The organism is Pseudomonas sp. Marseille-Q1929, assembly GCF_017316265.1.
Lineage (GTDB): Bacteria > Pseudomonadota > Gammaproteobacteria > Pseudomonadales > Pseudomonadaceae > Aquipseudomonas.
This window is the reverse complement of sequence record NZ_JAFLWU010000002.1, coordinates 383,050-396,210: the sequence shown is the minus strand read 5'-3', so window position 1 is coordinate 396,210 and position 13,161 is coordinate 383,050. Positions and strand designations below refer to the sequence as shown.

The following is a 13,161-nucleotide window of genomic DNA, read 5'->3' as shown; positions in this document are numbered from 1 at the left end:
GTTCTTAGAGAACTATCCGACGTAACCGGTGTGCTATTTCTGTTTTTCGAAGCGATAGAACAGATTCGGCTCACTGACCATGTACAAGTTGCCATCCTCATCCATCGTCACGCCTTCCGCCCGAGGAATGGTGTCCTTGAGCCCGTTGAAACCACCCAGCAGGGTCATGAAGCTGACTTGCTCGCCCTTTTCATCCAGTTCCAGCAGCAGATGGGAATCGGCCGACAGCACCAGCAGGTGCCCGGTGCGTGGGTCCACCGCCAGGGCCGACAGGTTGCGCATGTCCAATTCGGTGCTGGTCAGCTTTTGTTTGTCACCTGCCAGGGTCTGGCTGCCGTCGCTTTTCCAGGTGAACAGCGCCGGTGGGCGTTCTTCGCCGAGCACGATCTGTTGGTTGCGCTTGTCCCAGGTGATGCCTTCAAAGGCTTTGTTCTGGTTTTTCGACGGGCCCAGGTCATAGCTCGGGAAGTCGGCCTTGTTCAGTTGGGTGGTGCTGGCATCGAGCTTGACGATGGTCAGGCTGTGTTCGCGCTCATCGACCACGGCGATCAGGCCGTTTTCCAGGACGGTCACGCCCTCCGGGTTGCTCCAGCCGTTCAACGGCATTTTGCGCAGCACGTCGCCTTGCAGGCTCAACTCGACGAGAAACGGGTTCTTGCCCATGACGGAAAACAGGGTTTTGGTCTGCGGATTGTAAGAGACGTCCGAAGCCTCATCCTTCTCCATCCCCGGCAACAGCTTGCCATCGATCACCGCGTGATAGTCCGGCAGCCACACGCTTTGTTGGCGTTCGGCGGGGGTTTCAAAGCGCTCCAGCACCCACAGCACACCGCGATCGTCCCAGTGCATGGCCCAGGCCACGCCGTAGGAAATCACGCCAGCCAATAGCAGCCAGGAATACCAGCGCAGGGCAAAGCGGGAACGCGGCTTGGAGGTACTGCTGGGCAGGGTGACGGCCATGGGGCGCTTATTCCGGAAAGTCAGCGTTAGGTGATAGCACAGGATCAGGAAGCCCGCGCGCAAGAGGCTGAGGATTATCCGGATGGGGTGTGAAAAAAATGCAAAGCCGCGGAAATTGCCGACACACACAAAACCAATGTGGGAATGGGCTTGGGTGGGAGCGGGCTTGCCCGCGATAGCGGTGGATCAGACAACATATCTGTAACTGATAGACCGCCATCGCGGGCAAGCCCGCTCCCACATTTTGACCTCACAGGTCTTGGGTCAGCGAACGCTGCTTTCGAAGCGGTTAACGCCCGACAACTCCAACACCAGCTCATCGCCCACATTCAGCGGGCCCACGCCGGCCGGGGTGCCGGTGAGGATCACGTCGCCCGCTTGCAGCGAGAAGCAGCCGGCCATGTACTGGATCATCGGCACGATCGGGTTAAGCATGATCGCGCTGTTGCCGTCCTGGCGCACTTCGCCATTGATGGTCAGGCGAATGCCGATGTCGGTCACGTCCGGGAAGGTGCTGCTGACCACGAACGGTGCGATTACTGCCGCGCCGTCGAAGGACTTGGCGATTTCCCACGGCAGGCCCTTGGCTTTCAGCTCGGCTTGCTTGTCGCGCAGGGTCAGGTCCAGCGCCGGGGCGAAGCCGGAGATGGCATCCAGCACTTCTTCACGGCTCGGCTTGGTCGACAACGGCTTGCCGATCAGGACCGCGATTTCCGCTTCGTAATGCACCGAACCGCGCTCGGTAGGGATGGCAAAACCGCCCTCCAGTGCCACCACGCAGCTGCCTGGCTTGATGAACAGCAACGGTTCGGTGGGCACCGGGTTGTCCAGTTCCTTGGCATGTTCGGCGTAGTTACGCCCGATGCACACCACTTTGCCCACCGGAAAGTGGATGTTGGTGCCGTCGACATACTTGTGCTGGTAGCTCATGGAACGACTCCTTCAGGGGCGATTAAACAGCGAAGATCTTGCCAGGGTTCATGATCCCGTTCGGGTCGAACACGGCTTTGACGGCTTTCATGTACTCGATTTCCACCGGCGAACGGCTGTAGGTCAGGTAATCGCGCTTGGTCATGCCCACGCCGTGTTCGGCGGAGATCGAACCGTTGTACTTCTCGACGGTTTCAAACACCCACTTGTTCACGGTGGCGCACTTGGCGAAGAACTCGTCCTTGCTCAGGTTTTCTGGCTTGAGGATGTTCAGGTGCAGGTTGCCGTCGCCGATGTGGCCAAACCAGACGATTTCGAAGTCCGGGTAGTGTTCGCCGACGATCGCGTCGATTTCCTTCAAAAACGCCGGCACTTTCGACACGGTGACCGAGATGTCGTTCTTGTACGGGGTCCAGTGGGAAATGGTCTCGGAGATGTACTCGCGCAGTTTCCACAGGTTGTGCAGCTGGGTTTCGCTCTGGCTCATCACGCCGTCCAGCACCCAGCCCTGCTCCACGCAATGCTCGAAGGTTTCCAGCGCATGGTTGGCGACTTCTTCGGTGGTGGCTTCGAATTCCAGCAGGGCGTAGAACGGGCACTCGGTTTCGAACGGCGCCGGCACGTCGCCACGGCCGAGGACTTTGGCCAGAGCCTTGTCGGAGAAGAACTCAAAGGCGGTCAGGTCGAGTTTGTTCTGGAACGCGTGCAGCACCGGCATGATCGAGTCGAAGTCGGTGGTGCCGAGCACCATCGCGGTGAGGTTTTTCGGCGCCCGGTCCAGGCGCATGGTGGCTTCCACCACAAAACCCAGGGTGCCTTCCGCGCCGATAAACAGCTGGCGCATGTCGTAGCCGGTGGCGTTCTTGATCAGGTCGCGGTTCAGCTCCAGCACGTCGCCCTTGCCGGTGACGACCTTCATGCCGGCCACCCAGTTGCGGGTCATGCCGTAGCGAATCACCTTGATCCCGCCGGCATTGGTGCCGATATTGCCGCCAATCTGGCTGGAACCGGACGACGCGAAGTCCACCGGGTAGTACAGGCCGTTTTCTTCGGCGACGTTCTGCAATTGCTTGGTGACCACGCCCGGCTGGCACACGGCGGTGCGGTCGGTGAGGTTCACGTCGAGGATCTGGTTCATATAGTCGAACGACACGACCACTTCGCCATTAGCGGCCACGGCGGCGGCGGACAGGCCGGTACGGCCACCGGATGGCACCAGTGCCACCTTGTGCTCATTGGCCCAACGCACAATGGCCTGGACCTGCTCGATGGTCTTGGGGAAGACGATGGCGGTCGGCGCGGGTGCGAAGTGCTTGGTCCAATCCTTGCCGTAAGCCTCCAGGGAGTCTGCATCGGTCAGCACTTTGCCAGGCTCAACCAGGGTCTTCAGCTCATCAATCAGGGCAGGATGGGTCATCGACAGAACTCTCGAACAATTCATGGTCATCCTGAGAACGCTTCACGTCGCAGGAATAGGTGTTTAGCGGGGCGCGTATGCTAGCATACCGCCCCCGCAGGACAGAGCCCAAGGGCGTTTCTGCGGTGACGGCTTTCCTGCCGTCCGGGTCAGCTTACGCGATCCGATTCCCTGCCATTTTTCTCCGGGATACAGGTTTACGCAGATGAGCAAGACTTCTCTCGATAAGAGCAAGATCAAGTTCCTTCTTCTGGAAGGCGTCCACCCATCGGCTGTCGACGTTCTGAAAGCCGCCGGGTACACCAGCATTGAGTACATCACCAGTTCTCTGCCGGAAGCCCAACTCAAGGAAAAGATCGCCGACGCGCACTTCATCGGCATTCGCTCCCGCACTCAGCTGACCGAAGAGATCTTCGATCACGCCAAGAAACTCGTGGCAGTCGGCTGTTTCTGCATCGGCACCAACCAGGTCGACCTCAACGCAGCGCGCGAGCGCGGCATCGCGGTGTTCAACGCACCGTACTCCAACACCCGTTCCGTTGCGGAGCTGGTGCTGGCCGAGGCGATCCTGCTGTTGCGCGGCATTCCTGAGAAGAACGCTTCCTGCCACCGTGGCGGCTGGATCAAAAGCGCAGCCAACTCCTTCGAAATCCGCGGCAAGAAGCTGGGTATCGTCGGTTACGGCTCGATCGGCACTCAGTTGTCGGTCCTGGCTGAAGGCCTGGGCATGCAGGTGTTCTTCTACGACACCCTGACCAAGCTGCCATTGGGCAACGCCACGCAAGTGGCCAGCCTGACCGAGCTGTTGGGCATGTCCGACATCGTCACCCTGCACGTCCCGGAAACCGCTGAGACCCAGTGGATGATCGGCGAGAAGGAAATCCGCGCCATCAAGAAAGGCGGCATCCTGATCAACGCTGCACGCGGCACCGTGGTCGAGCTGGACGCCCTGGCCGACGCGATCAAGGACAAGCACCTGATCGGCGCGGCAATCGACGTGTTCCCGGTGGAGCCACGCTCCAACGACGACATCTTCGAAAGCCCGCTGCGTGGCCTGGACAACGTGATCCTGACCCCGCACATCGGCGGTTCCACTGCCGAAGCCCAAGCCAACATCGGCCTGGAAGTGTCGGAGAAGCTGGTCAAGTACAGCGACAACGGTACCTCGGTATCGTCGGTGAACTTCCCGGAAGTGGCCCTGCCGGCTCACCCTGGCAAGCACCGTCTGCTGCACATCCACCAGAACATCCCTGGCGTGATGATGGAGATCAACAAGGTCTTCGCGGAAAACGGCATCAACATCTCCGGTCAGTTCCTGCAGACCAACGAGAAGGTCGGCTACGTGGTAATCGACGTCGACGCCGAATACTCGGACCTGGCGCAAGAGAAGCTGCAGCACATCAAAGGCACGATTCGTAGCCGCGTGTTGTTCTAAGGTTTCAACGGCACCATAAAAAAGGGAGCCCCTCGGGGCTCCCTTTTTTTGCATCTGAACAAATCTTACTTAACGTTAACCGTGATCACTTTCGAGGCTACAGTAGGCTCGAACTGGCGGTGCACGTTATCGCCAGCCACCAGTTGCAGGGTGTGCTTGCCTGGGGTGAGGGTCAGTTCGGTTTCGGTTTGGGCCTTGCCGAAGTGGATCGAGGTGGCATCGGCCGGAATCGGCTCATCAGCCTTGAGCGACTGCACATCGCGATCTACCAGCAGGTGATGGTGACCAGCGCCATGCACTTGCTTGTCAATGGGCTCCAGGTCCAGCCCCTTGACGCCGAATTTGACGGTGAAGGTCTTGTCGACGGTCGCGCCGTCTTTAGGCGAGACGATAAACACTTCGGCACCTGCAGGTGCAGGGGTACGCGGCAGGTCTGCGGCGCTGGCCATCATCGAGGCGCCCAGCAGCAGGCTGGCAATCGTTGCACGGGACAAAAGGGCTTTCATTCGCTTCTCCAGTTTTTCGGTGAAATCTGTAGGGTTATGACAACTTCGCGACAAATTGCTGTCCAAGGCACTCAACACCATAGCAAAGCGATGCTGAACGGCGCCTCGCACATAAAAATTCTCTAGGAGTGACCATGCGCTTTTCGCCTGGCCTGTTACTTGTGCTGCCCCTGATGAGCCCCTTGGCTCACGCCGAACTGGTCGATGACGTATTTGACCGTGGCGAACTGCGTATCGCCCTTGAAGCCAACACCCCGCCGTTCAACTTCAAGGAAGGCGACAAACTCACCGGGTTTGAAGTGGAACTGGGTGAGCAACTGGCCAAGGAGATGGACGTACGCCCCTCGTTTATCACCACCGACGACGCCGATCTGCTGCCGGGGGTGGAAACCGGCAAGTACGACGTGGCCATCAACCATATCGCTATGACTGCCCTGTTGCAGGATCGGTTCGATTTCAGTGAGGCGTACAACGAGAAGCCGGAGCTGGCGATACCGTTCCAGAAGGGCAACCCGGCGTTCAAGGCGAGCTTGGACAAGGCGTTGCAGCGGGTGAAGGAGGATGGGCGGTTGAAGGCGTTGGCGCAGAAGTGGCTTGAGACCGAGCCCGCACCCAAAGCCGAGTGATTTTAAATGTGGGAGCTGGCTTGCCTGCGATTGCGGTGGGTCAGTAACTGATGTGGGACTGATGCACCGCTATCGCAGGCAAGCCAGCTCCCACATTGAACTACACATTTTCTGAGAGATGGGCCAAGGCCGCTGCCGCTTCGGGCAACTCCAGCTCACTGAATACCTGCACCCCATGCTGTCTGAGCAGCGCCGTCGTCACGCCTTCGCCGCTGACTTTCACGCCACTAAACGTGCCATCGTACGTCAGCAAGTTCCCACAAGACGGGCTATTCGCCTTCAGCACAGCAATGCGGATACCGTGACGCTGCACCAACGCCAACGCCTGCCGTGCACCGTCAAGAAAGGCCGCGCTGAAGTCCTCGCCCTCGGCCGTCAACACCTGCGCACGCCCCTCCCACACCGCCACGCCCTGCCCGCCGGGAATCTCCGCAGGCGGACGCGGTGTCGGCAAACCACCAGACACTTCCGGGCAGATCGCAACCACCCGCCCTTCGACCTGCCACGCCGCCAGTTGATCGAACGGCCCGCTGGCACCACCGTCGTAGCGCACCTTGTGCCCGAGCAAACAGCGGCTGATCAGAATCTTTTCCATGGTCAAAACGGCTCGTTGCCGCGCCGGCGAAACCAGCCGGTGAGGGACAGGCGTTCGCGCGTGGCGGGCATGACTTCGTGGGGCACTTCGCCGGACAGGAACACCACCAGGCAACCACCGGTGGGCACCACGTCGTATTCGACGGCGTCCTTGAGGTACATGCGCAACTGGCCGCCATGCTCGGGCAGCCAGGCGTCGTTCAAGTAGATCACCGCCGAGACCATGCGCCGGTCATCGTCGCGGAAACGGTCGAGGTGCTTGAGGTAAAACGCCCCCGGTGGGTACATCGCGAAGTGGCTTTCGAAGTCTTCCAGGCCGAGGAACAGTCCGCGGTTCATCGCCAGGCGCAGGCTGTCCATCAGGCCCATGTAAGTGCCGCAGACGGCCGCGTCGCCCTCTTCCAGCCACTGGATATGGTCACCGCGAATGCCCTCGCGAATCTCCTGGGCCGGCCCGCGCCCTACCGCCGCCGGAGCCAATTCACCTTCGGCTGCACGTTTACGGCACTCAGCCGCCAGTTCCAGGGTCAGAGCCTGGGGCAGGAAGCCGTCCTGACGCGACCAGCCCTTTTCGGCGAGGTCGTCGACAATACGTTGCAACAGCGGGTGATCGAAGGGTATTTGCATGGCGCGCATAGTATCCATACGCCTGTGAATCCGACAGAGCCGCCGAGCGTCTGAATACACTTTAGTCAGGTGACCGATAGGACTTCTCGACAAATCCTACGCCCGACACGGACAATAGTGGCCGACTGACAGGAGTCCCTAATGCGTCGTTTGTTTTTATCCTTGCTGATGTTCTGCGTTTTGCCCGCCTGGGCAGACGGCCATGACCAGTTGTACAAGGTCGCCGGCTGGGCCGAACAACGTGCGCATTTCAACGACGCCCTCAGCGCCGCCCAACAACGCTACCGCAATAGCTTGCCGCCGGCGGTGTACCAGGCGCTGGTGGACAACAGCAATAAACGCTTTGCCGCCCAGGCGATGGACCAGCGTGCCGAAGCGCAATTGCGCAAGAACCTGGCGGACCCGGCACCGGCCCTGGCCTTTTTCCAATCGCCGTTGGGCCGCAAGATCGTCGCCGCCGAGTTGCTGGCCACGCGCCGCGACCAGTTGGCGAAAAACGCCCAGGGCCTGCCGAAAATCGAAGCCGACGCGACGCGTAGCCTGATCATTGGTCATTTGGCGCAAGCGTTGCCTGCACGTGAAGCCGGGGCGGAAGTGAGCCTGGCGATTGCCGGCGTGGCGGCCGACAGCCTCAGCCAGATGATTCCCGGCCTGCTCGGCGGCGGTCAGGCGCAAGGCATGTTGAATGGCCAGCGTGAGCGGCTGATGCAGCAGATTGGCAATGATCTGAACAATACGTTGCTGTATGTCTATCGGGATTTGTCGGACCCGGAGTTGGAAGAATTCGCCACGTTTGCGGAGTCGGCGGAGGGGAAGGCGTATTACCAGGCGGCGCTGGCAGCGATCCGAGCGGGCTTGGCAGTCGGCCAAAGTACTTCAAGCCTGACACAGTAAAAATCTGTGGGAGCTGGCTTGCCTGCGATGGCGGTGTATCAGTAAACAAATCAGTAACTGATAGACCGCCATCGCAGGCAAGCCAGCTCCCACATTTTTTGACCGAGTTACTTCAGGTGGTCGGTGAGGTACTTGAAGTATTCCTCGCGAATCTCCGAAATCTCATTCGCCAAATGATGCCTACCCCGCGCCAGCATCAACACCTCGGGCTGATCAAACTTGCCCCGCAGCACCTGCAAATTGTGCTGCCAGTCCACCGTCATATCTTCCTCGCCTTGCACGATCACCGGCCGCCGTGGGCTGCGTGGTGCGGCTTCGATGCGTTTGATCCAGCGCGCCAAGGCGCCGACCCAGGCGGTGGGCAACTGGCGGGGCTGCAACGGGTCGGCTTCGAGGAACGGCCTGAATGCCGGGTCGTGGGTGTTATCGCTGAACCGCCGCGCGATGCCTTTGACGAACGGGCGCAGCAGGTAATAGCTGAGTTGCGACCAACCCCACGCCCGTGGCCGCACCAGTGGCGACAGCAGGAACGTCTTGCCCTGGGCCGGACTGTCAGCGCCATGGTTGAGCAGATGATCCACCACCACCGCGCCACCGGTGCTTTGCCCGAACAGGTGCCAGGGTTGCGGCAGTTGCAGCGCTTTCGCCTCGGCAAACAGCGCCTGCACGACCTGCTGGTACACCGCAAAATCGTCGATGCTGGCGCGCACGCCGCTGGACAGGCCGTGTCCCGGCAGGTCGCAGGCGATCACCACAAAGCCCTGGTCCAGCGCCCACTTCACCACATGGCGATACAGCCCCATGTGGTCGTAAAAACCGTGGTACATGAACATCGTCGCCACCGGCGCAGCCGGCCACCACACTTGCGCAACCACCTGAAACCCCGCCACCTCGAAACGCCCCAGGCGACTCACGGCCTGATCAAGCCCGTAGAAACGCTGGTAGACCCGTGCTTCCACAGAGAGCGGTTGAGCGTCAACCAAGAGCCGCAAGCTTTCGCGCAGATGATCGGGGTCAAAGGTGACGGGCATAAAGGCTTCCAGACTACGGCGCGGATGAATATCGAGCTGCGATATTCATCTGTCAGGACAAGCATGGCAAGCTACGCGACCTTCGAGGATACATCTGAATGCGACCGCCCTACCGTTCCGCCCTGTTCGCCAGCCTGCTCCTGGTCCTCTGCGCCGGCGTGCTGTGGGCGGCGTATGATTGGTTCCAGGGCCGCTACCTGCGCGCCTTCAGCGAACACACGGCGGTGTTTTCCGGTGACCCGTTGAAGCTGCCCGCCGACCTCGCCGGCCCCGGCCCGATCCGCCTGGTGCACTTCTGGGACCCGGCCTGCCCGTGCAACGTCGGCAACCAGCAACACCTCGGCGAGTTGATCGAGCACTACGCGCCCCAGGGCGTCGAGTTCTACGCCCTGCAAAAAACCGGCAGCCACGGCCAATTGCCCGACAACCTGCGCCAGATGAAAATCCTCACCGCCCTGCCCGGCGCCGATCAAGTGCCGGCCAGCCCCGCCGTGGGGATCTGGGATCGCACGGGCAAACTCGCGTATTTCGGGCCTTACAGCGAGGGGCTGACGTGCAATTCCAGCAACAGTTTTATCGAGCCGATCCTGCAGGCGCTGGAAGACGGCCGCGAGGTGAATGCCACGCACACCCTGGCGGTGGGCTGCTATTGTTCGTGGCCTAAAGAGCAGTAGTCCGTTACCCATTCTGGCTAAGGAAAGTTCATGAAGCGCGTCTTGCAGGTTCTCGCGGTTCTGCTGGTGTTGGTCGCCGTTGGCGCCGGCGTGTACCTCTACAGCAAGCAGCCGACCCGCCAGGGCACGGTGACGCTGGCCAACCTGCAAGGTTCGGTCACGGTGCGCTATGACGACCGTGGCGTGCCGCATATCCGCGCCGAAAACGAGACCGACCTGTATCGCGCCCTGGGCTTCGTGCATGCCCAGGACCGCCTGTTCCAGATGGAAATCATGCGGCGCCTGGCCCGTGGCGAGCTGGCCGAAGTGCTCGGACCCAAGGTACTGGAGACTGACAAGCTGTTCCGCAGCCTGCGCATTCGCGACCGCGCCGCCACTTACGTCGCGCAGCTGGACCATGAATCCGCGCACTGGAAGGCCCTGCAGGCCTATCTGGATGGGATCAATCAATATCAGGACAGCCACGCCAGCCCGGTGGAGTTCGACGTGCTGGGCATCCCCAAGCGGCCGTTTACCGCCGAAGACACCATCAGCGTCGCCGGGTACATGGCCTACAGCTTTGCCGCTGCCTTTCGTACCGAACCCTTGCTGACTTACGTACGCGACCAACTGGGCAGCGACTACCTCAAAGTCTTCGACCTCGACTGGCAACCCAAGGGCGCGCTCAACCTCGCCGCCAGCGATTGGCAGACCCTCGGCGCCCTCGCATCCCTGAGCGAACAAGCGCTGGCCGACAACGGCCTGCCGCAGTTCGAGGGCAGCAACGCCTGGGCCATCAGCGGCAATCGCACCAAAAGTGGCAAGCCGCTGCTGGCGGGCGATCCGCATATCCGCTTTTCGGTGCCGTCGGTGTGGTACGAGGCGCAGCTATCGGCGCCAGGCTTTGAGTTGTATGGCTATCACAACGCGTTGGTGCCGGTGGCGTTCCTGGGGCACAACCTGGACTTTGGCTGGAGTCTGACCATGTTCCAGAACGATGACCTCGACCTGATCGCCGAAAAGGTCAACCCGGACAATCCCAACCAGGTCTGGTATCACGACGCCTGGGTCGACATGACCCGCACTGAGCAACAGATCAAGGTCAAGGGCCAGGCCCCGGTCAGCCTCACCCTGCGCCAATCGCCCCACGGCCCGATCATCAATGACGTGCTCGGCGACAACGCCGGCAAGACGCCGATTGCCATGTGGTGGGCGTTCCTCGACACGCAGAACCCGATCCTCGAAGGTTTCTACCAGCTCAACCGCGCCGACACCCTGGCCAAGGCGCGCGCGGCGGCAGCCAAGGTCTCGGCGCCGGGTTTGAACATCGTGTGGGCCAACGCCAAGGGCGACATCGGCTGGTGGGCGGCGGCGCAGTTGCCGATCCGCCCGGCCGGGGTCAACGCCGGGTTTATCCTTGATGGCAGCACGGCCCAGGCCGACAAGCTGGGTTTCTACCCGTTCAGCGCCAACCCGCAGGAAGAGAACCCGGCGCGCGGTTATGTGGTGTCGGCGAACGCGCAGCCGGTGTCGCCCATCGGCCTGGAGATCCCCGGTTATTACAACCTGGCCGACCGCGGCCAGCAGTTGAATGCGCAGTTGAGCGACAACAGCGTGAAGTGGGATGTAAATAACAGCCAGGCCCTGCAACTGGGCACCACCACGGCCTTTGGCCCACGCCTGCTGGCACCGCTGTTGCCGGTGCTGCGCGAGGTGGTCAAGGACCCGGCGCAATTGCAGCTGGTCGAGCAACTGGCCAGTTGGAAAGGCGACTACCCGCTGGATTCCACCAGCGCCACGCTGTTCAACCAGTTCCTGTTCAACCTCGCCGACGCGGCGTTCCACCCCAAGCTCGGCGACGGCATGTTCAAGACCCTGCTCAGCACCCGCGTAATCGATGCCGCGCTGCCACGCCTGGCGGCAGCGCCGGACTCACCGTGGTGGAACGGCCAGCGCGCCGAGACCGTCAAGCGCGCCTGGGACAACAGCCTCGCCCACCTCAAGAGCACCTTCGGCGATGACCCAAGCCAGTGGCAATGGGGCAAGGCCCACACCCTGACCCACGGCCATCCATTGGGCATGCAGAAGCCATTGGACCTCGTGTTCAACGTCGGCCCGTTCCCGGCACCGGGCAGCCACGAGGTGCCGAACAACCAATCGGCGAACATCGGCCCGGCGCCCTGGCCGGTGACCTACGGGCCATCCACCCGCCGTCTGATCGACTTTGCCGACGTGGCCCACGCCCTGACCATCAACCCGGTGGGGCAAAGCGGTGTGCCGTTTGACCGGCATTATGGGGACCAGGCGGAGACGTATATCGAGGGCGGTTACGAACAGGCACACTTCACCGATGAAGAAATCACCGCCAATACCCGTGGCACCTTGAAACTGCTGCCCGCCCGATAATCATCTGCAAACCCAATCAGTGTGGGAGCTGGCTTGCCTGCGATGGCGGTGTATCTGACACACCGCTATCGCAGGCAAGCCAGCTCCCACATTTTTGACCGCGTGGAGCTTCAGACCGGTGCGGCAAAATTGAGCCGGAACTGCTGCGGCGTCACCCCAAGCCGGCGGTTGAACACACTGCGCATATGCTGGGCATCGCGAAAACCGCACTGATAGGCCACCGTCTTGAGCGGTGCATGGCTGCTTTCAAGCATCACCCGCGCCGCATCCACCCGCGCCCGCTCCACAAATTCTGCCGGGGTGATGCGCGCCTCGCGGGCAAACACCCGGGAGAAATTGCGCGCGCTCATATTGGCCGCCTTGGCCAGGTCGGCGATGGTCAAATCCCCGGTCAGGTTCGCCAACACATACAACTGCACCAGCGCCACCGCCGAGGTGGTTTCGGCGTGGGGCGTCAGAAACGGGCTGAACTGCGACTGCCCGCCCGCGCGCTGGGTAAACACCACCAGGCGCTTGGCCACGCTCAGCGCGACTTCCGGGCCATGGTCCTGGGCCAGCAGATACAGGGACAAATCGATACCCGCCGTGACCCCCGCCGAGGTGTAGAGGTTGCCGTCCTGCACGTAGAGCCGGTCGGCCTCGACCTGGGCCGTAGGGCACAGGCGCGCCAGGTCGGCGGCATCGTTCCAGTGGGTGGTGACGGTTTTGCCGTCCAGCAAGCCGGCGCGGGCGAGCATGAAGGCGCCGTTGCAGATGGAGCCGAAGCGCCGGGCCCTTTCGCTGGCGCCGCGCAGCCAGTCGTCGAACGGCGCGCCAAAGTCTTCGAAGGGCAACTGCGGGCCACCGGCGACCAGCAGCAGGTCGTAGGCTTGCAGGGCTTCGCTGTAATGCCGATGGGCTTGCAATGACAGGCCGTTGGAAGCGGGCATGGTGCCGTGAGCGAGGCCGATGACTTCCAGCTGGTAATGGTCTTGGGTAGACAGGAAGCGGTTGGCTTCGCAGAACACATCCATGGGCCCGGTGACATCCAGCGACTGGACGCCGGGGAAGATCAGGATGGCGATGGTTTTGCTCATGAAAAG

13 protein-coding genes are annotated in these 13,161 nt (G+C 61.5%); 5 read left to right on the top strand and 8 right to left on the bottom strand.

Annotated features, from left to right (window positions below; genetic code table 11):
* Window positions 1-33: 33 nt before the first annotated feature.
* From J1G37_RS05265 to J1G37_RS05255, 3 genes are all read right to left on the bottom strand, one after another.
* Window positions 34-960 carry an SdiA-regulated domain-containing protein gene (locus J1G37_RS05265; protein ID WP_207040431.1) on the bottom strand — a complete coding sequence of 309 codons (927 nt, stop codon included), beginning with the start codon at window positions 958-960 and terminating at the stop codon, window positions 34-36.
* A gap of 264 nt (window positions 961-1,224) precedes the next feature.
* Window positions 1,225-1,890: a fumarylacetoacetate hydrolase family protein gene (locus tag J1G37_RS05260; RefSeq protein WP_207040430.1), complete on the bottom strand. Its 666-nt coding sequence runs from the start codon at window positions 1,888-1,890 to the stop codon at window positions 1,225-1,227.
* Between the two features lie 22 nt (window positions 1,891-1,912).
* Entirely contained in the window at window positions 1,913-3,307 is a 1,395-nt protein-coding gene (locus J1G37_RS05255; protein ID WP_207040429.1) for an FAD-binding oxidoreductase, read from the bottom strand.
* Between the two features lie 205 nt (window positions 3,308-3,512).
* Here J1G37_RS05255 and serA point away from each other — a divergent pair, with 205 nt between their 5' ends.
* The gene (gene serA / locus J1G37_RS05250; RefSeq protein ID WP_017736698.1) at window positions 3,513-4,742 is read left to right on the top strand and encodes a phosphoglycerate dehydrogenase; all 1,230 of its coding nucleotides are present in this window, start codon (window positions 3,513-3,515) and stop codon (window positions 4,740-4,742) included.
* 65 nt (window positions 4,743-4,807) lie between these two features.
* Here the strand turns inward: serA and J1G37_RS05245 are convergent, their stop codons facing one another.
* Complete coding sequence (locus J1G37_RS05245; RefSeq protein ID WP_207040428.1) at window positions 4,808-5,248, bottom strand: DUF4399 domain-containing protein; 441 nt, start codon at window positions 5,246-5,248, stop codon at window positions 4,808-4,810.
* A gap of 134 nt (window positions 5,249-5,382) precedes the next feature.
* Here J1G37_RS05245 and J1G37_RS05240 point away from each other — a divergent pair, with 134 nt between their 5' ends.
* On the top strand, window positions 5,383-5,874 hold the full coding sequence (locus J1G37_RS05240) for a transporter substrate-binding domain-containing protein (RefSeq protein WP_207040427.1): 492 nt from the start codon (window positions 5,383-5,385) through the stop codon (window positions 5,872-5,874).
* A 100-nt stretch (window positions 5,875-5,974) separates the two neighbouring features.
* Here J1G37_RS05240 and J1G37_RS05235 read toward each other — a convergent pair whose 3' ends face one another.
* Together J1G37_RS05235 and J1G37_RS05230 are read right to left on the bottom strand one after the other, a co-directional pair.
* On the bottom strand, window positions 5,975-6,469 hold the full coding sequence (locus J1G37_RS05235) for a DUF523 domain-containing protein (RefSeq protein ID WP_207040426.1): 495 nt from the start codon (window positions 6,467-6,469) through the stop codon (window positions 5,975-5,977).
* A gap of 2 nt (window positions 6,470-6,471) precedes the next feature.
* On the bottom strand, window positions 6,472-7,104 hold the full coding sequence (locus J1G37_RS05230) for a 2OG-Fe(II) oxygenase (protein WP_207040530.1): 633 nt from the start codon (window positions 7,102-7,104) through the stop codon (window positions 6,472-6,474).
* Between the two features lie 132 nt (window positions 7,105-7,236).
* On the opposite strand from J1G37_RS05230, the gene J1G37_RS05225 reads away from it, so the two are divergent.
* Window positions 7,237-7,989, top strand: coding sequence for a DUF2059 domain-containing protein (locus J1G37_RS05225; RefSeq protein WP_124526817.1), 753 nt, complete (start codon window positions 7,237-7,239; stop codon window positions 7,987-7,989).
* Between the two features lie 107 nt (window positions 7,990-8,096).
* Here J1G37_RS05225 and J1G37_RS05220 read toward each other — a convergent pair whose 3' ends face one another.
* The gene (locus J1G37_RS05220; RefSeq protein ID WP_207040425.1) at window positions 8,097-9,020 is read right to left on the bottom strand and encodes an alpha/beta hydrolase; all 924 of its coding nucleotides are present in this window, start codon (window positions 9,018-9,020) and stop codon (window positions 8,097-8,099) included.
* Between the two features lie 98 nt (window positions 9,021-9,118).
* Between J1G37_RS05220 and J1G37_RS05215 the strand changes: the two genes are divergently transcribed.
* Window positions 9,119-9,694, top strand: a complete 576-nt coding sequence (locus J1G37_RS05215; RefSeq protein ID WP_207040424.1) for a DUF6436 domain-containing protein — start codon at window positions 9,119-9,121, stop codon at window positions 9,692-9,694.
* Between the two features lie 30 nt (window positions 9,695-9,724).
* Entirely contained in the window at window positions 9,725-12,079 is a 2,355-nt protein-coding gene (locus tag J1G37_RS05210) for a penicillin acylase family protein (RefSeq protein WP_207040423.1), read from the top strand.
* Between the two features lie 110 nt (window positions 12,080-12,189).
* Here J1G37_RS05210 and J1G37_RS05205 read toward each other — a convergent pair whose 3' ends face one another.
* Window positions 12,190-13,155, bottom strand: a complete 966-nt coding sequence (locus J1G37_RS05205; protein WP_207040422.1) for a GlxA family transcriptional regulator — start codon at window positions 13,153-13,155, stop codon at window positions 12,190-12,192.
* Window positions 13,156-13,161: the final 6 nt, after the last annotated feature.